At 65.6% G+C, this 24295-nt stretch carries 22 protein-coding genes and 1 tRNA gene; 10 read left to right on the top strand and 13 right to left on the bottom strand.

Going from position 1 to position 24295, the window contains the following annotated elements:
- Positions 1 to 104: 104 nt before the first annotated feature.
- Positions 105 to 1325: an NADP-dependent isocitrate dehydrogenase gene (locus O6X71_RS18230; RefSeq protein ID WP_121886639.1), complete on the top strand. Its 1221-nt coding sequence runs from the start codon at positions 105 to 107 to the stop codon at positions 1323 to 1325.
- Positions 1326 to 1487: 162 nt separating this feature from the next.
- Entirely contained in the window at positions 1488 to 3266 is a 1779-nt protein-coding gene (locus O6X71_RS18225) for a cation:proton antiporter domain-containing protein (RefSeq protein WP_121905414.1), read from the top strand.
- A gap of 389 nt (positions 3267 to 3655) precedes the next feature.
- On the opposite strand, the gene rutA is transcribed toward O6X71_RS18225, so the two are convergent.
- The 6 genes from rutA to dnaE form a co-directional block, all read right to left on the bottom strand.
- Positions 3656 to 4729 carry a pyrimidine utilization protein A gene (gene rutA / locus O6X71_RS18220; RefSeq protein ID WP_353467134.1) on the bottom strand — a complete coding sequence of 358 codons (1074 nt, stop codon included), beginning with the start codon at positions 4727 to 4729 and terminating at the stop codon, positions 3656 to 3658.
- Between the two features lie 9 nt (positions 4730 to 4738).
- Entirely contained in the window at positions 4739 to 5527 is a 789-nt protein-coding gene (gene rutD, locus O6X71_RS18215; RefSeq protein WP_353467132.1) for a pyrimidine utilization protein D, read from the bottom strand.
- On the bottom strand, positions 5527 to 5910 hold the full coding sequence (gene rutC, locus O6X71_RS18210) for a pyrimidine utilization protein C (RefSeq protein ID WP_353467131.1): 384 nt from the start codon (positions 5908 to 5910) through the stop codon (positions 5527 to 5529). Before rutC ends, rutD begins: the two co-directional genes overlap by 1 nt.
- 112 nt (positions 5911 to 6022) lie before the next feature.
- Positions 6023 to 6751, bottom strand: coding sequence for a pyrimidine utilization protein B (gene rutB / locus O6X71_RS18205; RefSeq protein WP_353467129.1), 729 nt, complete (start codon positions 6749 to 6751; stop codon positions 6023 to 6025).
- Positions 6752 to 6982: 231 nt separating this feature from the next.
- Positions 6983 to 8575, bottom strand: coding sequence for a long-chain fatty acid--CoA ligase (locus tag O6X71_RS18200; protein ID WP_353467128.1), 1593 nt, complete (start codon positions 8573 to 8575; stop codon positions 6983 to 6985).
- Positions 8576 to 8594: 19 nt separating this feature from the next.
- Entirely contained in the window at positions 8595 to 12050 is a 3456-nt protein-coding gene (dnaE, locus tag O6X71_RS18195) for a DNA polymerase III subunit alpha (RefSeq protein WP_435368510.1), read from the bottom strand.
- Between the two features lie 151 nt (positions 12051 to 12201).
- Here dnaE and O6X71_RS18190 point away from each other — a divergent pair, with 151 nt between their 5' ends.
- Complete coding sequence (locus O6X71_RS18190) at positions 12202 to 12795, top strand: HdeD family acid-resistance protein (RefSeq protein WP_353467126.1); 594 nt, start codon at positions 12202 to 12204, stop codon at positions 12793 to 12795.
- Between the two features lie 236 nt (positions 12796 to 13031).
- On the opposite strand, the gene O6X71_RS18185 is transcribed toward O6X71_RS18190, so the two are convergent.
- The 6 genes from O6X71_RS18185 to O6X71_RS18160 all read right to left on the bottom strand — a co-directional run bounded on the left by O6X71_RS18185 (position 13032) and on the right by O6X71_RS18160 (position 17858).
- Positions 13032 to 13511: a glutathione peroxidase gene (locus O6X71_RS18185; protein ID WP_353467125.1), complete on the bottom strand. Its 480-nt coding sequence runs from the start codon at positions 13509 to 13511 to the stop codon at positions 13032 to 13034.
- Positions 13512 to 13525: 14 nt separating this feature from the next.
- Positions 13526 to 14116, bottom strand: coding sequence for a GNAT family N-acetyltransferase (locus O6X71_RS18180; protein ID WP_353467124.1), 591 nt, complete (start codon positions 14114 to 14116; stop codon positions 13526 to 13528).
- Positions 14113 to 14826 carry an ABC transporter ATP-binding protein gene (locus tag O6X71_RS18175; RefSeq protein WP_353467122.1) on the bottom strand — a complete coding sequence of 238 codons (714 nt, stop codon included), beginning with the start codon at positions 14824 to 14826 and terminating at the stop codon, positions 14113 to 14115. Before O6X71_RS18175 ends, O6X71_RS18180 begins: the two co-directional genes overlap by 4 nt.
- Positions 14819 to 16069, bottom strand: a complete 1251-nt coding sequence (locus O6X71_RS18170) for a lipoprotein-releasing ABC transporter permease subunit (RefSeq protein ID WP_056489550.1) — start codon at positions 16067 to 16069, stop codon at positions 14819 to 14821. Before O6X71_RS18170 ends, O6X71_RS18175 begins: the two co-directional genes overlap by 8 nt.
- A 546-nt stretch (positions 16070 to 16615) precedes the next feature.
- The gene (gene rsgA / locus O6X71_RS18165) at positions 16616 to 17614 is read right to left on the bottom strand and encodes a ribosome small subunit-dependent GTPase A (RefSeq protein WP_353467121.1); all 999 of its coding nucleotides are present in this window, start codon (positions 17612 to 17614) and stop codon (positions 16616 to 16618) included.
- 154 nt (positions 17615 to 17768) lie between these two features.
- Positions 17769 to 17858 (bottom strand) — tRNA-Ser (locus tag O6X71_RS18160).
- A 156-nt stretch (positions 17859 to 18014) separates the two neighbouring features.
- On the opposite strand from O6X71_RS18160, the gene hspQ reads away from it, so the two are divergent.
- The 4 genes from hspQ to O6X71_RS18140 all read left to right on the top strand — a co-directional run bounded on the left by hspQ (position 18015) and on the right by O6X71_RS18140 (position 20030).
- Positions 18015 to 18410 (top strand): heat shock protein HspQ, encoded by a 396-nt coding sequence (gene hspQ, locus O6X71_RS18155; RefSeq protein ID WP_056065959.1) that lies wholly within the window; start codon positions 18015 to 18017, stop codon positions 18408 to 18410.
- A 236-nt stretch (positions 18411 to 18646) separates the two neighbouring features.
- Entirely contained in the window at positions 18647 to 18994 is a 348-nt protein-coding gene (gene rplU / locus O6X71_RS18150; protein ID WP_353467120.1) for a 50S ribosomal protein L21, read from the top strand.
- A gap of 13 nt (positions 18995 to 19007) precedes the next feature.
- Positions 19008 to 19310 carry a 50S ribosomal protein L27 gene (gene rpmA / locus O6X71_RS18145; RefSeq protein WP_060527420.1) on the top strand — a complete coding sequence of 101 codons (303 nt, stop codon included), beginning with the start codon at positions 19008 to 19010 and terminating at the stop codon, positions 19308 to 19310.
- Positions 19311 to 19484: 174 nt separating this feature from the next.
- On the top strand, positions 19485 to 20030 hold the full coding sequence (locus tag O6X71_RS18140; RefSeq protein WP_353467119.1) for a GNAT family N-acetyltransferase: 546 nt from the start codon (positions 19485 to 19487) through the stop codon (positions 20028 to 20030).
- 284 nt (positions 20031 to 20314) lie between these two features.
- Here the strand turns inward: O6X71_RS18140 and O6X71_RS18135 are convergent, their stop codons facing one another.
- Positions 20315 to 21190 (bottom strand): metal-dependent hydrolase, encoded by an 876-nt coding sequence (locus O6X71_RS18135; RefSeq protein WP_353467118.1) that lies wholly within the window; start codon positions 21188 to 21190, stop codon positions 20315 to 20317.
- A 63-nt stretch (positions 21191 to 21253) separates the two neighbouring features.
- Here O6X71_RS18135 and O6X71_RS18130 point away from each other — a divergent pair, with 63 nt between their 5' ends.
- The 3 genes from O6X71_RS18130 to proB all read left to right on the top strand — a co-directional run bounded on the left by O6X71_RS18130 (position 21254) and on the right by proB (position 24227).
- Positions 21254 to 21853 (top strand): TetR/AcrR family transcriptional regulator, encoded by a 600-nt coding sequence (locus tag O6X71_RS18130; RefSeq protein ID WP_056055838.1) that lies wholly within the window; start codon positions 21254 to 21256, stop codon positions 21851 to 21853.
- Positions 21854 to 21931: 78 nt separating this feature from the next.
- Complete coding sequence (gene obgE, locus O6X71_RS18125; RefSeq protein ID WP_056055836.1) at positions 21932 to 22978, top strand: GTPase ObgE; 1047 nt, start codon at positions 21932 to 21934, stop codon at positions 22976 to 22978.
- Between the two features lie 151 nt (positions 22979 to 23129).
- The gene (gene proB, locus O6X71_RS18120) at positions 23130 to 24227 is read left to right on the top strand and encodes a glutamate 5-kinase (RefSeq protein WP_353467117.1); all 1098 of its coding nucleotides are present in this window, start codon (positions 23130 to 23132) and stop codon (positions 24225 to 24227) included.
- Positions 24228 to 24295: the final 68 nt, after the last annotated feature.

Below are 24295 nucleotides of genomic sequence, written 5' to 3'. Positions count from 1 at the left end.
GATGAACCGGCTTTTCCTTGTAGGACCAGTGGTTGTCCAATGGTTGATCGTGGCGGCATGCTCCCCTAGACGCTCCCCAAACCCCTCCCCCGAAGGACCCGGATATGGCGAAGATCAAGGTAAAGAATCCGATCGTGGAGATCGATGGCGACGAGATGACCCGGATCATCTGGGAATGGATCCGCGAGCGCCTGATCAAGCCCTATCTGGACATCGAACTCGATTACTACGATCTCGGCGTCGAGCATCGCGACGCGACCGACGATCAGGTCACGATCGACAGCGCGCTCGCCACGCAGAAGCACGGCGTCGCGGTGAAGTGCGCCACGATCACGCCCGACGAGCAGCGCGTCACCGAGTTCGGCCTGAAGAAGATGTGGAAGTCGCCGAACGGCACGATCCGCAACATCCTCGGCGGCACCATCTTCCGCGAGCCGATCGTGATCAAGAACGTGCCCCGCCTGATCCCGGGCTGGACGCACCCGATCGTCGTCGGACGTCACGCGTTCGGCGACCAGTACCGCGCGACCGACTATCTGGTCCCCGGCCCCGGCAAGCTGCGTCTCGTGTTCGAAGGCGACGACGGCACGGTCATCGACCGCGAGGTGTTCCAGTTCCCGTCGGCGGGCGTCGCGATGGCGATGTACAACCTCGACGATTCGATCCGCGATTTCGCGCGCGCCTCGATGCATTACGGCCTCAACCTGAAGTGGCCGGTGTACCTGTCGACCAAGAACACGATCCTCAAGGCCTATGACGGCCGCTTCAAGGATCTGTTCGCCGAGGTGTTCGAGGCCGAGTTCAAGGACAAGTTCAAGGAAGCGGGCATCGTCTACGAGCATCGCCTGATCGACGACATGGTCGCCAGCGCGCTGAAGTGGAACGGCGAGTTCGTCTGGGCCTGCAAGAACTATGACGGCGACGTCCAGTCGGATCAGGTCGCACAGGGCTTCGGTTCGCTCGGCCTGATGACCTCGATCCTGCTGACTCCGGACGGCAAGACCGTCGAGGCCGAGGCGGCGCACGGCACCGTCACGCGCCACTTCCGCATGCATGAGCAGGGCAAGGCAACCTCGACCAACCCGATCGCGTCGATCTTCGCATGGACCGGCGGCCTCAAGTATCGCGGCAAGTTCGACGACACGCCCGACGTCACGAAGTTCGCCGAGACGCTCGAGCGCGTCTGCGTTCAGACGGTGGAGAACGGCCACATGACCAAGGATCTCGCGATCCTGATCGGCCCAGACCAGCCCTGGATGACGACCGAGCAGTTCTTCGAGCAGGTCCGCTCGAACCTCGAGACGGAAATGGCCAACTGGGCCTGATCTGGCACCCCGCTCCCGGAAACGGGGGCGGGGTTTCCTCTCGCCCGTCATCCTGTCGAAATTCAGGATGACGTAGGGCGGTTAACCGGACGCAAAGCCGTATTCCGCTGCACATGTCACCACGGGTGACAAATCCGTCATGCGTCCCCTAAGGTCGCACGCATGGCATTACGGCTCGACAATCAAGGTTTCAGCGACGCGCTCGTCATTCTCGGCGCGGCCGGGCTCGTCATTCCCGCGTTCGCGCGGTTCCGGGTCAGCCCGGTCATCGGTTTCATCCTGGTCGGCCTGCTGGTCGGCCCCGCCGGATTGGGTTCGCTCACCGGCTCCGCGCCTTGGCTCTATTACCTGACGATCTCGAACCCGGAATCGATCGAGCCGTTCGCCGAGTTCGGCATCATCCTGCTGCTGTTCTCGATCGGCCTCGAGCTCTCGTTCAAGCGACTGTGGTCGATGAAGCAGCTTGTGTTCGGCACCGGCGCCGCCGAACTGATCGGCTCGGCGCTCATCATTGGCGTGGCGTTGCACTTCATCGGCCAGGAATGGGCGGGCGCGATCGGGCTGGGGTTTGCGCTCGCGTTGTCGTCCACCGCTTTGGTCCTGCCGCTCGTCGGCACGACGGGTGCGGTCGGGCGTGGTGCGTTCGCTATGCTGTTGTTCGAAGATCTGGCGCTCGTCCCGATTATCTTCGTGCTTGGTGCACTAGCGCCGACAGCGAGCGCGGACGGCTGGTCGAACATCGCCGGTGTCGCGCTCCGCGGCGGGCTTACCGTAGTCGCGATGTATATCGGCGGGCGGGTCGTCCTGCCCCGGCTGTTCGGGCAGGCTGCACGGACCAAGAGCCCCGAACTCTTCCTTGCCGCGTCGCTGCTGGTGGTGATCGTCGCGAGCGTCGCGACAACGGCCGCCGGGCTGTCGCCGATCGTCGGCGCACTGCTGGCCGGGTTGCTGATCGCCGAGACCGAATATCACAGCGAGGTCGAGGTCATCACCGCGCCGTTCAAGGGCCTCGCGCTCGGCGTGTTCCTGATCACGGTCGGCATGAGTCTCGACCTCCGGCTGATCGCGCAGAACTGGCCGTCGTTGCTGCTGGCCGTGACGGGCGTGGTGGCGACCAAGGCGATCGTAACGTTCCTGTTCCTGCGCGTCGCCAATTCGCGGCGTGGCGTTGCGGCGGAGACGGGGTTGCTGATGGGCAGCCCCTCCGAGACGACGCTGATCGTGCTCGCGACCGCCGCTCAGGCGCAGTTGATCCTGCCCTCCACCGCGTCGTTCTGGCAGACCGTCACTGCGATCGGTCTGACGATCACGCCGCTGCTGGCAAAGCTCGGCCGCACCGTTTCGCGTCAACTCGAAAGCCGGTCGGGTGCCGATGCCGGGGATATCGAGATCGACGACGATGGGCCGGGAACCGTCGTGATCGGCTTTGGCCGCGTGGGCCGGATGGTGGCGGACATGCTGGCGGTCCACGGACAGAAGTACGTTGCCGTGGAGGCGGATATCGATTCCGTCGAGGCCGCGCGGGCCCAGGGGCATCCGGTGCTTTTCGGGGACGTGGCGCGCCCGGAGCTGGTGGATCGGCTGAAGCTGCATACCGCCAAGGCGCTGATCCTGACGATGGACGATCCGGTGCTGACGGTGCGGCTGGCGCGGCGGGTGCGGGCGCTGGCGCCGGACTTGCCGATCGTGGCGCGGGCTCGGGATACGGCGCATGCGGCGGAGCTGTACCGGGCTGGTGTTACGGATGCGGTGCCGGAAACGCTGGAGAGTTCGTTGCAACTGGCAGAGGCGGTGCTGGTCGATCTTGGGGTGGCGATGGGGCCGGTGATCGCTTCGATCCACGAGAAGCGGGATGAGCTTCGGCAGGAGATCAAGAAGGCGGCGGACATGATTGCGGAGCCGCGGATCAGGAAGGCGAAGCGGACTCCTCGGGCGGTTTGACCTCCACTGCTCCGTGAGCAGGTTGTTCTCCCGCGAAGGCGGGAGTCCAGTCTGGGCCCCCGCCTTCGCGGGGGAACAAGCTTTGGTAGGTTCCTTGAGAGGTGGCATCCTCCTCAGATGGAGGCAGGGCTTCGTAACCTCCCCGGCGGAGGCCGGGGTCCAAGTGGAAAGGTGGTCGTAACGGAGCGCTGCCCTCCATTATCTTCGTTCCCCAATTGGGCCCCGGCCTTCGCCGGGGTGGTGGTTGCGCGGTGATCGCTTCGTCACGCGCGCCCTCCTCTTGCCCTCACCCTTTCCACGGCGAAGATGCCGCGGGGCACTTCCCTCTCCCGACGGGAGAGGGCGAGGCAAAAGAAGGTTGGGGCGGGTTAGGCCAGCAAGCGGCCACTTCAACCTGCGACGACACCCACGCGACTCTTCATCAGCGGCTGGATACGCGTCCCAAATGCTTCCACCCCCTCCAGGAAATCATCGAACGTCAGCAGGACCCCGCCGGTGTTGGGCACGGCGGCCATCTCGTCGAGCATCCGCGCGACGCTTTCGTACGAGCCGACCAATGTGCCCATGTTGATGTTGACCGCGCCTTTAGGGGCGGCGAGCTGGCGGACGTTGGTGTCCGTGTTGTGCGTGTCCTTGGCACCCTGATCGATCAGCCAAGCGATCGCATCCACGTCTACGCCCGCGTTGTAATGTTTCCATTTCCCCATCGCCTCGTCGTCGGTTTCGGCGGCGATGATCATGATCAGGACGAAGATCTGCACGTCGCGGCCGGTTTTCGCGGTCGCGACGGCCAGCCGCTCGTTGTTGAACGCGAAGGCGGTCGGGGTGTTGACGCCCTTGCCCAGACAGAACGCGTAGTCGGCCCATTTCGCCGAGAACGCCAAGCCGTCGTCGGAGGAACCGGCGCAGATGATCTTCATGTCGCCGGTCGGCTTGGGCCAGACGCGGCAGTCGGTCATCTGGTAATAGTCGCCCTTGAAGTCGGACGTCCCCTCTTCCCACAGTTCGCGGAGGATGTGCGCGTATTCGTCGAGCATCTTGTAGCGATTGCGGAAATGCTCGTCGCCGGGCCACATTCCCATCTGCGTGTATTCGGGGGGCTGCCAGCCGGTGATGAGGTTGAGGCCGAACCGCCCGTGGCTGATCGAATCGATCGTGTTGCACATCCGCGCGGCATAGGCGGGGGGCACGAGCAGCGTGGCGCAGGTCGCGTAGATCTTAATCTTTTCGGTGACGGCGGCGAGGCCCGCCATCAGCGTAAAGCTCTCCAGCCCGTAGTCCCAGAACTCGGTCTTGCCACCGAACCCGCGCAGCTTGATCATCGACAGCAGGAAATCGAGCCCGTGCTTCTCGGCGGCCTGCGCGATCGCCTTGTTGAGGTCGAAGCTTGGTTTGTACTGCGGCGCGTTCTCGCTGATCAGCCAGCCATTGTTGTTGATGGGCACGAAGACGCCGACCTGCATATGCCGCTCCTATTCGCCGTCGAGCCAGTCGAGCAGCCACATGTTGAAATGCTCCGCGCGGGTAACGTTGCACGCGTGCGCGCCTGCCGCCATCCGGGCAAGCTGCGCGCCGAGGATGCCCGCGGCAAGCTTTTCGGAGGCGGACGGGGGGACGAGCATGTCGTCGTCCGAGGCTACCAGCAACGTCGGGACGCGGATCTCGTCGAGCCGGCCGGCGATGTTGAACCGGCGCACTGCCGCGACGCGTCGCTGAATCATTTCCGCGCCGGGGAAATGCGCGAGCATCGCCTCCTCCTCGTCCTGGATCCGGTCGTGATGGTCCGAAATCCATTGCGGCGGGTAGAGGAACAGCGGTTGCGCGTGGAGATACGCGCGCGGGCCGCTGTCTTTCAGCAGCGCGAGCCGGGTATCGAAGCAGCGCGCGGTATGCGGGTCGAGCTTGGCCCAGCCGTTGATGACGACGAGACGTTCGAGCCGTTCGGGTGCGGACAGCGCGAGCGCGAGGCCGATATGGCCGCCGAGCGCGTGGCCGATGAAGGTGCAGCTCTCGAGCCCGATCGCATCCATGAGCGCGACGACGTCGGCGGCCATTGCCTCGACGGTCAGGTCGCCGGGGACGTGGGCGTCGGAGCGCCCGGTGCCGCGGTGGTCGTAGGTGATGACGCGGTGACCGGCGCCGAGCGCTGAGAGATTGGGCTGCCAATAGCTGCCCGAGCCGCCGAGGCCGCTCGACAAGAGAATCGCGGGGCCGTCGGGCTGGCCGTGTTCCGCCCAGTGGATGCCGCCTGCGATCCCCATCAGGCGAGATGAGCGATGCTGGCGATCTCGACGAGGCAGTCGGGCTTCACGAGGTCTGTCTTGATGCAGTAGCGCGCGGGCTTGGGGCCGGGGAAATACTCGGCATAGACCGTGTTGAAGGTGGCGTAGTCGGCAAGGTCTTTCAGGAAGATGTGGTTGAAGGCTACGTCGGCCAGCGTCGCGCCGGCGGCTTCGAGCGTGGTCTTGATGGTGTCGAGGATGGCGCGGGTTTGGGCTGCGGCGTCGCCGATGTGGAGAACGATGCCGCCTTTGCCGAGCGCCAGCACGCCCGAGACGTAGACCGTGTTGCCGGCCTTCGCGGCGGCCGAATAGGGGGCGATGGGGGTCGGGAACTGGGGTGGGTTGATGGCTTCGAACGGCATCTGCTTTCCTTTCAAGTCATCGCCGTTCCCCCGCGGAGGCGGGGGTCCAGGGTTGCGGGCGGTCGCGTTCGTGATTCCTGGACCCCCGCGTTCGCGATGGAACAAGGAAGGGTCACTTCGGCAACTGCCCAAACGAACCGCAGAAATCGCCGACGGTGCTGACCCAGCCGAAGAACTTCTCGACGTTGTAAACGGTCGCCGCCTGCATCTCGGGCGGGCCGAGATGGTGCGTCGCGTCCTCCAGCATCACGCCGAAATATTCGAGGTGGAAGCCGTCGCGCAGCGTGCTCTCGACGCAGACGTTGGTGGCGATGCCGACGAAGACGATGTTGCGAATACCGCGACTGCGCAGGATGCTGTCGAGCTGCGAATTGAAGAATGCGCTGTAGCGGGTTTTGTGGACGCGGATGTCGCTGGGTTGGGGAGCGAGCGCGTCGACGATCTCGTAGTCCCAGCCCCCGCGCGCGAGGAACTGGCCGTGGAGTTCGGGGCGGGCGCGCATGGTCTTGAGCGCGTTGGACTTGTGCCAGTTGGGCGAGCCGGGGCCGCCGGCCTCGACATAGTCGGGGTCCCAGCCGTTCTGGAGAAACACGACCGGCATTTTAGCCGCGCGGGCGGTGTCCAGGACCTTGGCGATCTGGGCGATGGTTCCGGCCGAGCCTGCGATGTCGAAACCGGCCGTGTCGACGTAGCCGCCGGGGGAGGCGTAGGCGTTCTGCATGTCGATCACGACGACCGCGGTTTCCGCGGGATCGAGGCGGAGCGCTTCCGGCCGTGCGGGCAACGTGACGGCGTTCGCCTCGTTCGCGCCGGTACGGATGGTCGGGGTGGCCTCGGTCATTGTGACAAGCTCGCTGCATCGTCGGAATTGTGCAAGTGCGAAATGAATTGGGCGGTTGGGGAGCATTTGTGCGGGGGACAGAGAGCTTGTTTCCCCGCGAAGGCGGGGCCCCAGACTGGGCTCCCGCCTTCGCGGGAGAACAAGGAACGGCGAACTGACCGCGCAGCGTCTCCTATGTTCGCAAGTTCGTAGCCCGTGGATGCCGGAACGAATCCGGCATGACGAGGCAGGCTAAGTCGTCGCCAACACGAAGTCCCTGAAGCGTTCGCGTAGGGCGGTCTTCAGCAGCTTGCCCGTCGCGGTGTGCGGCAGGTCCTCGACGAAGACGATCGCGTCGGGGAGCCACCATTTCGCAACGTGCTTGGCCAGATGGTCGCGAATCTCGGCTTGTCCGACGTCGCTGCCGGGTTTGCGGACGACCAGCAGCAACGGGCGCTCGTCCCACTTGGGGTGGTGGACGCCGATCGCCGCCGCCTCCGCCACGCCCGGACAGCCGACCGCCGCGTTCTCCAGGTCGACCGAGCTGATCCATTCGCCGCCGGATTTGATGACGTCTTTCGAACGATCGGTGATCTGCATCGTGCCATCCGAATGCAGCATCGCGACGTCGCCGGTGTCGAACCAGGATTCACCGTCAACCGCGTCCTCGTCGGCGCCGAAATAGCGTTGGACCACCCAGGGGCCCCTCACCTGCAAACGGCCGGCGACCTTGCCGTCGCGGGCTAGCACCGTGCCCTCGTCGTCGATGATGCGGAGTTCTATGCCGAAGGGGACGCTGCCCTGCTTGCCGACGAGGTCCAGCTTTTCGTCATGACTCATGTCGTCCCAGTGCGGGGGCGCGAAGCCGGCGGTGCCGATCGGCGAGGTCTCGGTCATGCCCCATAGGTGTTTCACCGTCGCGCCCATGCCCATGATCCGCTCGATCATCGAGCGGGGCGCTGCCGACCCGCCGATCGTTACCTGTTTGAGGTGGCGCGGGGCATCGCCCGACGCGTCCATGTGGCCGAACATCGCCAGCCAGACGGTCGGCACGCCGGCGGAGTGCGTCACCTTCTCGTCGTTCATCAAGCGGCACAGCACGGCGGGATCGTTGACCGCGGAATAGACGACCTTCGCCCCCGAGAGCGCGCAGGCGAACGGCAGGCCCCACGCCGCGGCGTGGAACATTGGCACGACCGGGAGCACCACGGCGTTCGGCGAGAGATCGAACACCCACGGAGCGACCTCGGCCATCGCGTGGATCAGCGTCGAGCGGTGCGTGTAGAGCACGCCCTTCGGATTGCCGGTGGTGCCGCTGGTGTAGCAGAGCATGCACGGCTCGCGCTCGGGGCCTTCGACCCAGTCATAATCGGCATCTTCCGCGTCGAGCAGCGCCTGGAAACCGTCCGGGCCGAGATCGTCGAAGCAGATGTAGTGGCGGACGCTGGGCCATTGGCCGCGGAGGCGATCGACGATCGGTTGGAACGCCTTGTCGTAGAGCATCACGCGGTCTTCGGCGTGGTTGGCGATGTAGACGAGCTGTTCGTCGAACAGCCGGGGGTTGATCGTGTGGATCACGCCGCCCATGCCGATCGTGCCGTACCAGGCGACGAGGTGGTGTGCGTGGTTCATCGCCAGCGTCGCAACCCGGTCACCGGGCGCTACGCCGAGCTTTTCGAGCGCTTGAGCCAGTTTGCGGGCGTCGCGCGCGATGCCGGCCCAGTTCGTGCGCGTCTCGCGGCCGTCGGCCCAGTAGCTGACGAGTTCCCTCGCGCCATGCTCCCGCGCCGCGTGGTCTATCAGGCGGGGAACACGAAGCTCGAAATCCTGCATTCCACCCAGCATTTTGCGCTCTCCCAAGCTGTTATCCGACCAGAGCGAGCCTCGTTTCCGAGGTCTTCATCTCCACCTTGGCGACACCGTGCAACGACTCGATGTGCTCGACAAGCTCTCCGTCGAGCAGGAAGTCGCGGCCGAGCAGGATGCAGACCTCGCCGTCCGGGAGTTGCGCACGCACGCGAACCTCGCCGCGGGCACCGCGATGCTCGGCGAGCAGCGAGGCGAGGCCGGCGAACGCGGTCATCTCGGAGATCGTCACGACCACCTGGAAGCGCGCGAGGTTGGCGAGTCCTTCGAACGGCTGGATGCGCTTGATGCTGACGCGCGGCGTGTCCTCGCCGGGCTTGCGGTCGAGCTCGACGGTGATGAGGCCGCAGCCGCCGGCCTTGGCCGCTTCTTCGAGATCGCGCGAGACTTGGTCGTCGAAGCAGGTCGCCATGAACTGGCCGCTGGCGTCGGAGCATTGCGCCATCATGAAGCGCTTGCCGCGCGCGGACGTGCGATAGCGCGCGTCCTCGACCAGCACCGCCATCGTCGCGCCGGCGCGGCTGCCGTCGTCGGGGATGTTGAGCTCGGACAGTGCCGTGTACGCGCGGGCGCCGTGGCTGACCGCGATGTGACGGTGGCGGTCGACCGGGTGCGCGGAGAAATAGAAGCCGAACGCCTCCTTCTCCTGGTCCATGCGCTGGCTTAGCGTCCAGCGGACCGAGGGCGGCAGCTTGATCGCGTCGCCGGCGGGTTCCGCGTCGCCGAACAGGCCACCCTGCCCGCTGGTCTTTTGTTCGTGCGTGCGCGCGGCGATCGCCAGGATAGTCTCGGCGGTGGCGTGGATGCCGGCGCGGTTCTGGTCGAGGCCGTCAAACGCGCCCGCTGCGGCGAGCGTTTCGAGCTGGCGCTTGTTGAGCAGGCGCGGGTCGACTCGCTTGGCGAGATCGTCGAGACCGGCGAACGGGCCGTTCTGGACGCGCTCGACGATGAGCTTCTCCATCGCGCCTTCGCCTACGCTTTTCAGGGCGCCGAGTGCGTAGCGGACGGCGAGATTGTTCTCCTCGACGTCGGGCAGAACCTCGACGTCGAACTCGGCCTGGCTCGCGTTGATGCAGGGCGGCAGCGCGGTAATGCCGAGACGGCGCATGTCATCGGTGAAGATCGCGAGCTTGTCGGTCTGGTGCAGGTCGTAGCACATCGACGCGGCGAAGAATTCGTGCGGGTGGTGCGCCTTCAGCCACGCGGTCTGGTACGCGAGCAGCGCATAGGCGGCGGCGTGGCTCTTGTTGAAGCCGTAGCCGGCGAACTTGTCGATCAAGTCGAACAGCGCGTTCGCCTCGGCCTTCTTGATGCCGTTGACCGTGAGACACCCCTCGACGAAGCCCGCGCGCTGCGCGTCCATCTCGGCCTTCACCTTCTTGCCCATCGCGCGACGCAGCAGATCAGCGCCGCCGAGCGAGAAGCCGGCCAGCACCTGGGCTGCCTGCATGACCTGTTCCTGGTAGACGAAGATCCCGTAGGTCTCCGACAGGATAGGTTCGAGCAGCGGGTGCGGATAGTCGATCGCCTCGGTGCCGTTCTTGCGGCGGCCGAACGACGGGATGTTGTCCATCGGGCCCGGACGATAGAGCGACACGAGTGCGATGATGTCGCCGAAATTGGACGGGCGGACGGCGGACAGCGTGCGGCGCATGCCCTCCGACTCGAGCTGGAACACGCCGACCGTGTCGCCCTTTTGCAGGAGCGCGTAGACACCCGCATCGTCCCATTCGAGCGCCTCGAGATCGACCGTCACACCGCGCTTGGCGAGCAGCTGCACCGCCTTCTGGAGCACCGACAGCGTCTTGAGCCCGAGAAAATCGAACTTCACGAGGCCCGCGCCCTCGACATATTTCATGTCGAACTGCGTGACGGGCATGTCGGAGCGTGGGTCGCGATATAGCGGAACCAACTGGGCCAAGGGCCGGTCGCCGATCACCACGCCGGCGGCGTGGGTGGAGGAGTGGCGCGGCAGGCCTTCCAGCTTCATCGCCAGATCGAGCAGTTTCCGCACGCCGTTGTCGTTGGCGTATTCCTTCGCGAGCTCGCCGACGCCGTTGAGCGCGCGTTCCAGTGTCCAGGGATCGGTCGGGTGGTTCGGGACCAGTTTGGCGAGACGATCGATCTGGCCGTAGCTCATCTGCAGCACGCGGCCGGTATCCTTGAGCACCGCGCGCGCCTTCAGCTTTCCGAAGGTGATGATCTGCGCGACCTGATCGCGGCCGTATTTCTCCTGGACGTATCGAATCACTTCAACGCGCCTAGTTTCGCAGAAATCGATGTCGAAATCGGGCATCGACACGCGTTCTGGATTCAGGAACCGCTCGAACAGCAGGCCCAGTTTGATCGGATCCAAGTCCGTGATCGTCAGCGACCAGGCGACGACCGAGCCGGCGCCCGAACCACGGCCCGGGCCGACCGGGATGTCGTGATCCTTCGCCCATTTGATGAAATCGGCGACGATCAGGAAATAGCCGGGGAAGCCCATCTGGACGATCACGTCGACCTCGAACGCGAGGCGCTTGCGGTACACGTCGCGCCAGCCGTCCTCGCCCTCACCGTGAAGTTCGGTGATGCGGGCGAGGCGTGCTTCGAGGCCCGCTTCGGCGTCGTCGCGGAGGAGTTTCGCCTCGCCCTCGATATCACCGGCGAGGCTGGGGAGGATCGGTTTGCGGTACGGCGCCATTACCGCGCAGCGCTGCGCGACGACGAGCGTGTTGGCGATCGCCTCGGGCAGGTCGGCGAACATCTCGTGCATCACCTTGGCCGGCTTCATCCAGGCTTCGGGGCAGCTGCGGATGCGGTCCTCGGTCTCGACATAGGTCGAGTGCGCGATGCAGAGCATGGCGTCGTGCGCGTCGCCGAACGCGCTCTCGGTGAAGCAGCACGGGTTGGTCGCGACCAGCGGCAGGTTGCGCTCGTAGGCGATGTCGATGAGGTCGGCTTCGGCCGCCGTCTCGATCGCGTCGTTGCGGCGCGAGAGCTCAATGTAGAGGCGGTCGCCGAACAGGCCTTGGAGGCGATCGAGATAGGCGCGCGCGCGTGCGGGCTGGCCTTCCGCGAACAGCCGGGCAAGACCGCCCTCGCCGCCTGCGGTCAGCGCGATCAGGCCGTCGGTGTGGCGTTCGAGCGCGGCAAAATCGACGTGCGCGGGCATCTCGATCGGGCGGTCGAGATGCGCCATCGAGACGAGCGCGCAGAGATTGTCGTAACCGGTCATATTCTGCGCATAGAGCGCGAGCCAGTCGAACTGCGTCGCGACGCCGTCGGGCATGTCGGGGCGGCCGACGCCGAGCATGACGCCGATGATCGGCTGGACGCCGTCCTTCTTGGCAGCGTCCGAATAGGCCATCGCCGCGTAGAGCCCGTTGCGATCGGTCAGCGCGGCGGCGGGAAAGCCCAGCGCGCGTGCCTGCTTGGCGATCGCCTTCGGATCGATGGCGCCGTCGAGCATGGTGTAGCAGGAGAAAACGCGGAGAGGGACGTAACCGGAATGCATCTGTGGAAGGTAGGCGCTGCGGCGTGATTCGACCAGCCGCGATGGGTCGGATCGGAACCGCGGACACGACGAGCCGTTGCGGCGGGGACTTCTGGGAGCATTTCTTATGACGGATCCACGCGGGCACTTTGCCGATACCGAAACCACGGCAGCAGGAACGCCTCGTGCGGGTGCTGGCTGGGGGTGGATCCTGGCCTATGGCGTGTTGTCGGTGGTGCTGGGGGTGATGGCGTTCGCGTCGCCGTTTTCCGCCACCTATGCCGCGACTCTGGTGATCGGGGCGTTCCTGATTGCGGCCGGGATCGTGTCGATCGTGTCGGGGTTTGCCGGCAAGGGGCATGAGGGGCGCGGCTATGCGATCGGGTTCGGGCTGGTGTCGCTGGTGATCGGGCTGATCATGGCGTTCGAGCCTGCGACGGGGGCTATATCGTTGACGTTGCTGATTGCGGTTTGGCTTGGCGTGCGTGGCGCGTTGGAGATCGGGCTTGGGGCGCGGTTTCGGCGGGGTAAGGGGCTGATGGTTGCGCTGGGGGTTGTGAACATCGTGCTGGCGGTGATCGTGTTGGCGACCCTGCCTTGGTCGGCGTTGACGTTGCCGGGGTATGTGTTGGGGATCAGTTTCCTGTTTGGGGGGGTGACATCGGTTGCTTCCGCGCTGGCGCATAAGAAAGGTGCGCCGGCGTTTTCGGTGACCGCCTGATTTTCCCCGCGAACTGCTTGTTCTCCCGCGAAGGCGGGAGTCCAGTCTGGGCCCCCGCCTTCGCGGGGGAACAAGCTTCTGTTGGGATAAGCCACCATATCTTCTTAACCCCACCCCGGCGAAGGCCGGGGCCCAGTTGGGGGACGTTGCTAACTACGGTCAGCGCTTTGTTACTGCGACCTTGCCAACTGGGCCCCGGCCTTCGCCGGGGTGGGGCCAGGTATAGGTGGCTGCTTCTAGAGCAGCTTCTCGATATCCTTGCGGATGCCCTCGGGCTTGGTCGTTGGGGCGTAGCGATCCACCACCTCCCCATCGCGACCGACCAGGAATTTGGTGAAGTTCCACTTGATCGCCTTCGAGCCTAGCACGCCAGGCGCGTCCGACTTCAGCCGCTCGAACAACGGGTCCGCCCCTGCCCCGTTGACGTCGATCTTCGCGAACACTGGGAACGTCACGTCGTACGTCAGTGTGCAGAAATTCGCGATCTCAGCCGCATCACCCGGCTCCTGCCCGCCGAACTGGTTGCAGGGAAACGCGAGCACTTCGAAATTCCGATCTTCATAATCGCGATGCAGTGCTTCGAGGCCGTCATATTGGGGGGTGAAGCCGCATTTCGACGCGGTGTTGACGATCAGCAGCACCTTGCCACGATAGGGTTCGAGCAACGCGGCGCTGCCGTCGGCGCTCTTAACGGTGAAGTCGGTGATCGCGGTCATGGACGGTCCTCCAGTCAGGCGGGGTGTCGGGCGAGCAGATACGTCAGGTTCTGGCGCACGCTGGGCCATTCGTGCTTGAGGATGCTGTAGACCACCGTATCGCGCAAGCGGCCGTCGGCCATCACCTGGTGCCCGCGCAACACGCCATCGCGTTTCGCACCGAGTCGTTCGATCGCGGCTTGCGACCGCTTGTTGAGCGCGTCGGTGCGGATCTGGACGCATTCGCAGCCTAGGGCGTCGAACGCGTGGGTGAGCAGCATGAGCTTGGCCTCGGTGTTGACGCCGGTGCGCTGGACCGCCTTCGCATAGAAGGTGCCGCCGATCTCGAGCCGGCGATGCGCTTCGTTCAGCCGCATCAATCGCGTGGTGCCGACAACGATCCCGCCGGCCTCTACCGCGAACAGCCGTGCACGTCCCTGATCCTGCTGCTGGAATGCCGCCGCGAACCAGCGATCCGGCGTCTTCATCATCGAGACGTTGGCGTAGAACAGGTTCCACAGATCGCCCGCCGACGCCGCCGCGACCAGCGCGTCCTTGTCTTCGGCAACCAAAGGCCGGAGCGTGACGTGACGCCCGGTCAGCGTCGGCGTCTCGCCCCAGGTCACGCCAGCCGTCCCTCATGCAGCCGCAGCACGCGGTCCATGCGGGCCGCGAGCCGCTCGTTGTGCGTCGCGACCACCGCCGCCGTGCCCTGTTCGCGGACCAGGCGGATGAACTCGGCGAAGACGATGTCGGCGGTGTGCTCGTCGAGGTTGCCGGTCGGCTCGTCCGCCAGCACCAGCGCGGGCTTGTTGGCGAGCGCGCGAGCGACGGCGACGCGCTGTTGCTCACCGCCGGAGAGCTGGCTCGGGCGGTGCGTCAGGCGGTGGCCGAGACCGAGCTGGGTCAGCAATTCCGCTGCCCGCCTGTCCGCCTCGACCCGCGTCGAGCCGTGGACGAGTTGCGGGAGGACGACGTTCTCGGTCGCGTTGAAGTCCGGCAGCAGGTGGTGGAACTGGTAGACGAAGCCGAGGCTGTCACGGCGCACCACGGTCCGCTCATGCGCGTTGAGCTTGGCCGCCTCGGTGCCCGCGATCCTGATCGATCCCTGGAAGCCACCCTCTAGCAGGCCGACCGCTTGCAACAGCGTCGACTTGCCCGACCCCGACGGCCCGAGCAGCGCGACGATCTCGCCCGGCGCGATCGCGAGGTCGACGCCGCGCAGCACGTCGATCGTCGCGCCACCCTGCGTGAAGCTCTTGGTCAGCCCGCTGGTCTGGAGGACGTAATCGTCGAACTTCTCGATCTTGCGGTCGATACGAAGGCCTTCATTCATAACGCAGCACCTGCACGGGGTCGGTACTCGCCGCTTTCCAGGCCGGATAGAGCGTTGCGAGGAAGCTGAAAACGAGCGCCATCAGCGCGATCACGACGATCTCGACAGGGTCGGTCTTCGACGGGAGTTCGGTGAGGTAGCGGATCGACGGATCCCACAAATTCTGGCCGGTTAGGAGCTGGACGAAGTTCACGACGCCCTGTCGGTAGAACAGGAAGATGAAGCCGAGCACGAGGCCCGCGACCGTGCCGAGCGCACCGATGGTGGTGCCGACGACGATGAAGATCCGCATCATCGAGCCGCGCGTCGCGCCCATCGTCCGCAGGATCGCGATGTCGCGGGTCTTGGCGCGGACCAGCATGATCAGCGACGACAGGATGTTGAACACCGCGACCAGGATGATGATCGACAGCACGGTGAACATAGCGACGCGTTCGACCGCGAGTGCCTCGAACAGCTGCGCGTTCATCGTCCGCCAGTCGGCGATCACCGCGTTGCCGCCGATCTTGTCCGCGAGGGGCTTCAGGATCTCGCCGACGCGGTCCGCGTCCACCGTCTTCAGCTCGACCATGCCGGCGGCGTCGCCCATCAGGAGGAGCGTCTGCGCATCCTCGATCGGCATGATGATGTACGCCTTGTCGTAATCATAGACGCCGATCTCGAAGATCGCGCCGACCGTATAGCTGACGATCCGCGGGACGGTGCCGAACGGCGTGGTCTGGCCTTGCGGGCTGAACAGCGAAATCTCCGAACCGACCTGCGCACCGAGCGATTCGGCGAGCCGCGAGCCGATCGCGATCCGGCCGCTGCCCTGCGTAATCGACTGGAGCGAGCCCATCACGACCTTGTTGCTGATCGTCGAATTGCGGCGGATGTCGTCGACGCGCATCCCGCGGACCAGCACCGCCTCGGCGCGACCGTTATAGGTGGCGGCGAGCGGCTGCTCGATCAGCGGCAGCGCGCTGGTAACGCCGGGCGTCTTCTGCGCCTGCGCGACGATCTCGCGCCAGTCGGGGAGCCGGTTGCCGACGCCCTGCACCACCGCATGGCCGTTGAGCCCGACGATCTTGTCGAACAGCTCGGCGCGGAAGCCGTTCATCACGCTCATCACGATCACCAGCGCGGCGACGCCGAGCATGACCGCGACCAGGCTGATCGAGGCGACGAGGAAGATGAACGCCTCGCCCTTGCCCGGCAACAGATAGCGGCGGGCTATCATCCGTTCGTAGCGGGACAGGATCATGGGCGGCCAGGTTCGATCGTTAGGGATAGAGTGCAGCGGCTCTAGGACGCGGCCCGTTGCGAGGCAACTGTCGGGCTGGTTCTGAGGCCGGTGCGTGGCGATGTGCTCGGCGTGCGGCACCCCCTCGTGCAGGGCCGGGCCAGTCCCGATCCGGAAGTGTCTAGATTGGTCTGTTGCGTAATCGCCACAGGCCCAGTTCAATCGTGAGCCGCCCCGCGCAAAGACCGTGACAAAATCCACGGACATAACTAGCAACAAACTCGCTGAGACACAGGCAACGGCCGTGGTTCGGGGACTGCTTTTCCGCTCCGTCGCAAGACGAGATGCGAGAGCAAAAAAATGGGGGCTGACGAGCGATCGTCACGCAGGCGCCCGGATCGGCAACGGTCCGGGCGTTTGCTTGTCCGACATAGTTCACCGCAGCGATCTATACTCTAGCAGATCTTGAACTGCTGTCGCGGCCGCTTCGGCAATACAGTCGAGACGCTGCGCCCTGATGCTCTGCCGCGCCCGATCGCTTGGAAACGTCGAGGCGCGGTGCGCGCGTTACCGGGTCCGACGCTTCGTCAGCCGTGACGCCGCACCATTTTCCTCGGCGTTGAGCTTGCGCCAGCGTTCGAAACGGTCCGGCGCCAGCGTCCCCGCAGCGATCGCCGCCTGAATCGCGCACCCCGGCTCCACCCCGTGCGAACAATCGGCGAACCGACACTCCTGCGCGAGCAGCGCGATATCGTCGAACACCTCGGCCAGCCCGGTCGCGGCCTCCGACAATTGCAGTTCGCGCATACCGGGCAGGTCGAGCAGCCAGCCGCCCTGGTCGAGCCGGTGCATCTCGCGCACCGTCGTCGTGTGACGGCCGGTACCGTCCTTGACCCGCACCGCCTGCGTTCCGATGCTGTCCGATCCCCGCAAAGCGTTGACGAGCGTGGATTTGCCGACGCCGGACGAGCCGAGGAACGCGACGGTCTTGCCGGGCCGACACCACGCCGCCAACCGCTTGACGTCGGCCCGGTCGCGCCCGTCCACCGTTTCGACAAGCAATCCCGGCTCGATCGCGCGCGCGGCGGCGGCAAACTCCTCGGGCGTGTCGGTCAAGTCAGCCTTGGTGAGGACGACGACCGGGGGCACCCCCACCTCGCGCGCCAGCACGAGATAGCGCTCGAGCCGGGCGATGCTGAAATCCTGGTTGCACGATGCGACGATGAAGACGGTGTCGACATTGGCCGCGATCATCTGATCCTTCCGCGGATCGGCCGGCGAGCGTCGCTTGAACAGGTTCATGCGCCGAAGGACCCGCGTCGCCTCCTGCGTGCGATCGTCGATCAGCAGCCAGTCGCCGACCGTCGGGTGATCGTCCTCGGGCTGCGCGCCTGCGATATAGGGCGAGACGAAACCGTCCGATTTGGCGCCGGACACCGCGATCTTGCCGCGGTGCACCGCCATCACGCGGACAGGGTGGCAATATTGCTGCTCGTCTTCGGCAAGCTGGTCCGCGAAATGCGCAGTCCAGCCAAGGTCTGCCAGTGCCTGGTCGGTCGATATCATAGGCTTGGTGCAGCATCCTTCTCGACGACGCGGCGGCGGTCGTACCCGCTATCGTCTAGGCCGCGACGGAGGGTTTTGCCATCGCCGTATGCGCGCGCGACCGCGCAATGAGCGGTGCGCCAGGCGGCGAATGTCAGGTGGTATAGGGAATAAATGGCGGAGAGGGTGGGATTCGAACCCACGGTACCCTCGCGGGTACGCCGCATTTCGAGTGCGGTACGTTCGACCACTCTGCCACCTCTCCGCAGGTCATCCGAAGCTCTGCGAACAGCGCCTCCGATCGGTCGAAGCGCGGCCTCTAATGAAAGGGCCCCAGCGATGCAAGAGGGTTTTGAGCGCTCCCGGCGCCGCTCGACGCGTTTTCCTTGTGCGGCGCAAAACAGACCCTAAATTGGCGGATATGCCCCGACACGACAGTATCGCTCACGACATCACCCGCCCGATCGTGCCCGCCGAGGTGGTCGCACCGCCGGTTTCGCACGCGAATTTCTCGATCGGCGACGTCGTGCGGCACCGGCTGTTCGATTTCCGCGGCGTGATCTTCGACGTCGACCCGGTGTTTGCGAACAGCGACGAATGGTATGCGGCGATCCCCGAGGACATCCGTCCGCGCAAGGACCAGCCGTTCTACCATCTGCTCGCGGAGAACATGGAGTCGAGCTACGTCGCCTATGTGAGCCAGCAGAATCTGGTGCCGGACGACAGCGACGAGCCGGTCGACCATCCGGCGATCGATGGGCTGTTCAGTGAATATGCGGATGGCCGGTACGCGCTGCGGCAGGTTCATCGGCACTAAGAGCGAATCGCTTAGCTTGTAAAAAGCTTGTTCTCCCGCGAAGGCGGAAGCTCAGACTGGGTCCCCGCCTTCGCGGGGAAACTATTCTCTGCCTCGCCTGTAGGCAGCACCTCGCGGTAAACCACCCTTCCCGCCCCTTCGCGGTTGACAACTCTCCCCCCCTCGCTTAGCTGCCCGGCTTCTTCCGGCGGACCCTGCGTTCGTGGGATACACGTATTTGGAAAGTGACAAGGGCCATGTTCGCAGTCGTGCGCACGGGCGGCAAGCAGTATCGCGTCGCCGCCGGAGATAAGATCGTCATCGAGAAGATCGAGGGCGATGCAGGTGCGTCGGTGACGCTGGGTGACGTTCTGCTGGCGGGCGAAGGCTCCGAACTGCGGTCCGTCGAGGGCTTCGTCGTCGCTGCAGAGATCATCGTGCAGGCGAAGGCGGACAAGGTCATCGTCTTCAAGAAGCGTCGTCGTCATAACTATCGTCGTAAGAACGGCCATCGCCAGCAGCACACGATCCTGAAGATCGTGTCGGTCGGCGGCCAGACTGCAAAGAGCAACGAGGGCGACACCGCCCCGGCCGCTCAGGCATAAGGAGTAGCTTCAGATGGCACATAAGAAAGCAGGCGGCTCTTCGCGCAACGGTCGCGATTCGGCCGGTCGTCGCCTCGGCGTCAAGAAGTTCGGTGGCCAGGCGTGCGTCGCCGGCAACATTCTCGTGCGTCAGCGCGGGACGAAGTTCTACCCGGGCACGAACGTCGGCATCGGTACCGACCATACGCTGTTCGCGCTGGTCGATGGTCGCGTCGTGTTCAGCCAGGGCAAACTTGGTCGCAAGTTCTGCTCGGTCGAGCTGGCAGCGAACGACGTCGGCCAAGACGCTGGCGACATGGCAGCAGCAGCCGAATAACATCGGGTAACCATCCGGGTTGCCCACCAGGGTGACCCGGGTCGCGAAAGCGAACCTGAACAAGGGAGACGGGTCACCCCGGCTCCCTTTTTTATTGCTCCCTCCACGCGGCTGTCGCGGTCCCGTCATCCCGACGTGGCATGCGCGCAGCCAATGACGCGATAGGAGAGAGCCGTGTTCGCGCGCACCAAGAGACTGACATTGCGGCCGGGTTGGCCCGAAGATGCCCCTGCATTGGCGCGGGCGATCGGCCATGAGTCGGTGGTCGCCAAGCTGGCGCGGGCGCCCTGGCCGTATGCGCTGGGGGATGCCGAGGCGTTCCTGGCGCAGCCGCGTGGGCCGCATGATCCAGATTTCGTGATCGAGACGATGGAAGCGGGGACGCCGCGACTCGTCGGCGGGATCGGTATCCGCGCGGCGGATGCGGGGCATGAGCTCGGCTATTGGCTGGCGCCTGACGCGTGGGGCCGCGGCTATGCGACCGAAGCTGGCGAGGCGGTGGTGGCAATGGCGCGGCATGCGCTTGGTTTGCACCGGCTGGATGCGTTTCATTTCGTGGACAACCCGGCGTCGGGGCGCGTGCTGGCTAAGCTCGGGTTTCGGCCGACTGGGCGGGTTGAGGCTCGGACCTCGCGGGGGCGGGGCGGGGAAGCGCCTGCGGTGATGTTCGAGCTGGATCTGGATGACGATCGATGTGCGCCGATGCCGCTGGCGGCGTGAGTCGCAGCACCGTCGCCGTACGATCGCACACCACCCCGGCGAAGGCCGGGGCCCAATTGGAAAGGTCGCAGTAACGGAGCGATGTACTCCGTTAGCAACGTCCCCCAATTGGGCCCCGGCCTTCGCCGGGGTGGTACACTTGGTAACGGGGGGCATCCACCTCATACCCGTTCCCCCGCGAAGGCGGGGGTCCAGGAATCCCGGGTGGTGGCGTTTGGTATCCTGGGCTCCCGCCTTCGCGGGAGAACTAAAAAGGGGGAGCGGTCGCGGTCATTCGGCGACGACTAAGCCACCGCGACGGCCACCGCCCGCTTCGCAACCGGCAGCACCGCCGCCTCATACTCGCTCTCCGCAAGTCCGATCAGCGCGCGATCGTCGTGCTTCCATGGATGGAACCCCGGCAGGAAATACGCGGCCCAGACGCCGGCGATCTTGCGCGCCATCCCTGGGTTGCCAAACGCGTACCACGCCATCCGCGCCCACACGCGAGGCCCGGTCAGCCCGTCCTGTCGCAACAATTCCGCCATCCCCCGCGCGCGCCCGGTGAAGAACCGCCACGTCGTGATCAGCATCACCAGCGACTTCACCCGCCAGCGCGTGAAGCGCGGCCAGTCCCGCGTTGCGTGCAGCCACGTGTCGTACGCGACACCCTTGTGCTCGATCTCCTCGGCGGCATGCCACAACCAGAGCGCCGCCGCCTGCTGATCGCCACCCGCGAGGTGCTTCGGGTTGGCGATCAGTTCATGCGCGAGCATCGCGGTGAAATGCTCGAGCGCGGTGGTGGCGGCGAGGCTCGCGATCTCCGGCCGCCCCTTGGTCAGCGCCAGCGCCGCGTCGACATCGACGATCAGCGGCGCGACGTCGTACCCCTGGTCGGTGACGTGGCGGTTGAACGCGACGTGCTCGCGGGTGTGGATCACCTCCTGCTTGATGAAGGCGTTGATCTCGGCGTGGAGTTTCCGCGGCGTGCCCTCGCGGAACTTCCGGACGCTGTCGACGAAATAGCCCTCGCCCTTCGGAAACGTCACCGACAGCGCGTTGTAGAACGCCGTCGCGACGGCATCGTCGTTCAGCCACCAGCGGCGAATCGCGGCACCGCGGCCGAAGCGGCGGTCGCGTGGGGTGATCGTCAGATCGGCAGGCGTGGTTGCTTTCGCCACGGAAACCTCCAAACAGGAATGAACACTCATTACTTACATTGATGTAAATAGGTTTTCCGGTCCGTGACGTCAACACCGCGCAAGCGCCTCTCCCCCACCGAATCGCGTGAAGCCGCCGTCGAAGCCGCGCGAGCCCTGCTCGTCGAGAGCGGTCCCAGCGCCGTCACGCTAAAGGCCGTGGCAGGCCGCGTCGGGCGGACGCACGCCAATCTGCTCCACCATTTCGGCTCGGCGGAGGCGTTGCATACCGCGCTGATCACGCGGATGGCGGCGGACATCGTCGGTACGATCGGCGCCGCGGTGCTGCGCGTGCGGGCAGGCGAACTCGACCCGCGCGAGGTGGTGGAGATGACCTTCGACGCGTTCGGCAAGGGCGGCGCGGGGGCGCTGGCGAGTTGGATGATCCTGTCGGGCAATACCAATGCGCTCGATCCGATCCTGACCGCGATCCACGACCTCGTCGACGAGCTGGCGGAGGGCGACATGCCCGGCGACCAGCCGATCCAGGAGCAGACGTTGACGCTGGTGCTGATGGCACTCGGCGATGCGCTGATGGGGGCACCGATGGCGCGCGCGCTGGGGCTGCCGGTCGGCAAGGCACGCGAACTCGCGCTCGATGCGCTGCTCGCCAGCAAGGACGCCGCCGCCCCTGCCCGCTGCTGAGCGCATCGGTTCGGGGCTCGAATAGCGAGGCGAATCGCAGAGGGTGGAGATTTTCGCCAATTTCGCTATGGGGCGGCGATGCATTTTCTAGACCAAGCCAAGATCTACGTACGTTCGGGTGAGGGCGGCCCCGGTGCCGTCAGCTTCCGCCGCGAGAAATATATCGAATATGGCGGCCCCGACGGCGGCAATGGCGGCAAGGGCGGCGACATCGTGTTCGAATGCATCGCCGGCCTGAACACGCTGATCGACTTCCGCTACACGCAGCATTTCCGCGCGCCACGCGGCTCGGGCGGGTCGGGCTCGAACCGCACCGGGGCGGGCGGCAAGGACCTCGTCATTCGCGTTCCGCTCGGCACGCAGGTGCTGTCGGAGGACAAGGAAGAGGTGCTGATCGACTTCACCGAAGTCGGCCAGCGCGAAGTGCTGTTCCGCGGCGGCGACGGCGGGCGCGGCAATGCGAGCTACAAGACCTCGACCAACCGCACTCCGCGCCAGCACGGCACCGGCTGGCCGTTCGGCGAGGCGTGGGTCTGGCTGCGACTGAAGCTGCTCGCCGATGCGGGCCTTGTCGGGCTGCCGAACGCGGGCAAGTCGACCTTCATCAACCAGGTGACGAACGCGCAGGCCAAGGTCGGCGAATACGCCTTCACGACGACGCGGCCGCAGCTGGGCGTGGTCCGCCACAAGCAGCGCGAGTTCGTGGTCGCGGATATTCCGGGGCTGATCCAGGGTGCGGCCGAGGGTGCGGGGATCGGCGACCGGTTCCTCGGGCATATCGAGCGGTGCCGGGTGCTGCTGCATCTGGTCGATGCGAACGACCGTGACGTGGCCGAATCGTACCGGATCGTGCGCGACGAGCTGGAGAATTACGGCGAGGGGCTCACCGACAAGAAGGTGATCGTCGCGCTGAACAAGATCGACATGCTCGATCCTGAGCTGATTGCGGCGTTGTCGGCGGAACTGGCGGAAGCCAGCGGTGCCGAGGTGATGGCGATTTCCGGGGCGAGCGGCGCTGGTATCGAGGCGGTGCTGGACCAGCTGATCGAGGCGATCGGGCCGGCGCCGGGCGCAGCGAAGGAACTGGAAGAAGGCGAAGTGCCGGTCGCATGGTCGCCGCTGTAGGCGCCGTCTTAGCCCTCTCCCCTGCGGGGAGAGGGTTGGCTTTCGATTTCTCCCCTCCCGCTTGCGGGAGGGGTCGGGGGAGGGCTTTCTTGCCGACAGGTCACGCCCGCCCCTCCCCTAACCCCTCCCGCAAGCGGGAGGGGAATGCGTGATGTTTCCGCCGTCCTCGTGCGCGCGGCTGATCGTGAAAATCGGGTCGGCGTTGCTGGTCGATCCTGATGGGAGCGTTCGGCGGGAGTGGCTGACCGGGCTTGTTGCCGACATTGCGGATCGGACTGGTGAAGGCCAGCAGGTTGCGATCGTGTCGTCCGGCGCGATTGCCTTGGGCGCGCGCCGACTTGGTCTCGCCAAGGGTGGGCGGGCGAGTCTCGAAGACGCGCAGGCAGCCGCAGCCACCGGCCAGATCGCGCTCAGCCAGGTTTGGGCAGAACTGCTCGCCGCGCAAAATCTCAACGCGGCGCAGATCCTTGTCACGCTGGATGATCTCGAAGACCGGCGGCGGTATCTCAACGCCGCCGCGACGCTCAACCGGCTGCTGTCGCTCAAGGTCGTGCCGGTCATCAACGAGAACGACAGCGTCGCGACCGAGGAAATCCGGTTCGGCGACAATGACCGCTTGGCCGCCCGTGTCGCGCAGGCCGCCGGTGCGCAGGGCGTGATCCTGCTGTCCGACGTCGATGGGCTCTACACCGCCAATCCGCATGTCGATCCGTCCGCGACGCATATTGCTAGCGTGGGCCGGATCGATGCGGTTGCGGGGATGGCGGACGACGGCTCGGGTTCGGGAATGGGTTCGGGCGGGATGGCGTCGAAGATCGCGGCCGCGCGGATCGCGACGGGTGCGGGCATTCCGCTGGCGATCGCTTCGGGGCGGATCGAGCATCCGCTGTCCACCCCTGCCCGCCATACGATCTTTACGGCCGAGCGGACGGCGTCTGCGCGGAAGGCTTGGCTGGCGGGGGGGCTGACCGCGAAGGGGGCGATCCATGTCGATGCGGGAGCCGCGGCGGCTCTTGGACAGGGGCGGAGCTTGCTGGCGACTGGCGCGACCCGGATCGACGGGGGTTTCGCGCGGGGCGATCTGGTTACGATCGAAGGGCCTGCCGGGACTGTCGCGCGGGGTCTTGCGGAGTATGATGCGGCGGATACCGCGCGGCTGCTCGGCCGCCATAGCGACGATCATGCTGCGATCCTCGGCTATGCGCCAAGATCCGCACTCGTGCATCGCAATCACTTGGCGCTCGTATGACCTGCCGCGCGATGTTAACGCGCGAAGGCGGGTGCCCAGTCTGGGCACCCGCCTTCGCGGGTGAACAT

Origin of the sequence: Sphingomonas faeni (assembly GCF_040407505.1) — a bacterium.
Classification (GTDB): domain Bacteria; phylum Pseudomonadota; class Alphaproteobacteria; order Sphingomonadales; family Sphingomonadaceae; genus Sphingomonas; species Sphingomonas faeni_E.
The sequence above is the reverse complement of the archived record's forward strand: the minus strand, read 5'-3'. Positions and strand labels throughout refer to the sequence as shown.

Bases quoted from the DNA above. Each gene is read 5' to 3' on its own strand.
- O6X71_RS18230 (WP_121886639.1), top strand. From the start codon at position 105: ATGGCGAAGATCAAGGTAAAGAATCCGATCGTGGAGATCGATGGCGAC.
- O6X71_RS18225 (WP_121905414.1), top strand. From the start codon at position 1,488: ATGGCATTACGGCTCGACAATCAAGGTTTCAGCGACGCGCTCGTCATT.
- rutA (WP_353467134.1), bottom strand. From the start codon at position 4,729: ATGCAGGTCGGCGTCTTCGTGCCCATCAACAACAATGGCTGGCTGATC.
- rutD (WP_353467132.1), bottom strand. From the start codon at position 5,527: ATGGGGATCGCAGGCGGCATCCACTGGGCGGAACACGGCCAGCCCGAC.
- rutC (WP_353467131.1), bottom strand. From the start codon at position 5,910: ATGCCGTTCGAAGCCATCAACCCACCCCAGTTCCCGACCCCCATCGCC.
- rutB (WP_353467129.1), bottom strand. From the start codon at position 6,751: ATGACCGAGGCCACCCCGACCATCCGTACCGGCGCGAACGAGGCGAAC.
- O6X71_RS18200 (WP_353467128.1), bottom strand. From the start codon at position 8,575: ATGCTGGGTGGAATGCAGGATTTCGAGCTTCGTGTTCCCCGCCTGATA.
- dnaE (WP_435368510.1), bottom strand. From the start codon at position 12,050: ATGCTCGACGGCGCCATCGATCCGAAGGCGATCGCCAAGCAGGCACGC.
- O6X71_RS18190 (WP_353467126.1), top strand. From the start codon at position 12,202: ATGACGGATCCACGCGGGCACTTTGCCGATACCGAAACCACGGCAGCA.
- O6X71_RS18185 (WP_353467125.1), bottom strand. From the start codon at position 13,511: ATGACCGCGATCACCGACTTCACCGTTAAGAGCGCCGACGGCAGCGCC.
- O6X71_RS18175 (WP_353467122.1), bottom strand. From the start codon at position 14,826: ATGAATGAAGGCCTTCGTATCGACCGCAAGATCGAGAAGTTCGACGAT.
- O6X71_RS18170 (WP_056489550.1), bottom strand. From the start codon at position 16,069: ATGATCCTGTCCCGCTACGAACGGATGATAGCCCGCCGCTATCTGTTG.
- rsgA (WP_353467121.1), bottom strand. From the start codon at position 17,614: ATGATATCGACCGACCAGGCACTGGCAGACCTTGGCTGGACTGCGCAT.
- hspQ (WP_056065959.1), top strand. From the start codon at position 18,015: ATGCCCCGACACGACAGTATCGCTCACGACATCACCCGCCCGATCGTG.
- rplU (WP_353467120.1), top strand. From the start codon at position 18,647: ATGTTCGCAGTCGTGCGCACGGGCGGCAAGCAGTATCGCGTCGCCGCC.
- rpmA (WP_060527420.1), top strand. From the start codon at position 19,008: ATGGCACATAAGAAAGCAGGCGGCTCTTCGCGCAACGGTCGCGATTCG.
- obgE (WP_056055836.1), top strand. From the start codon at position 21,932: ATGCATTTTCTAGACCAAGCCAAGATCTACGTACGTTCGGGTGAGGGC.
- proB (WP_353467117.1), top strand. From the start codon at position 23,130: ATGTTTCCGCCGTCCTCGTGCGCGCGGCTGATCGTGAAAATCGGGTCG.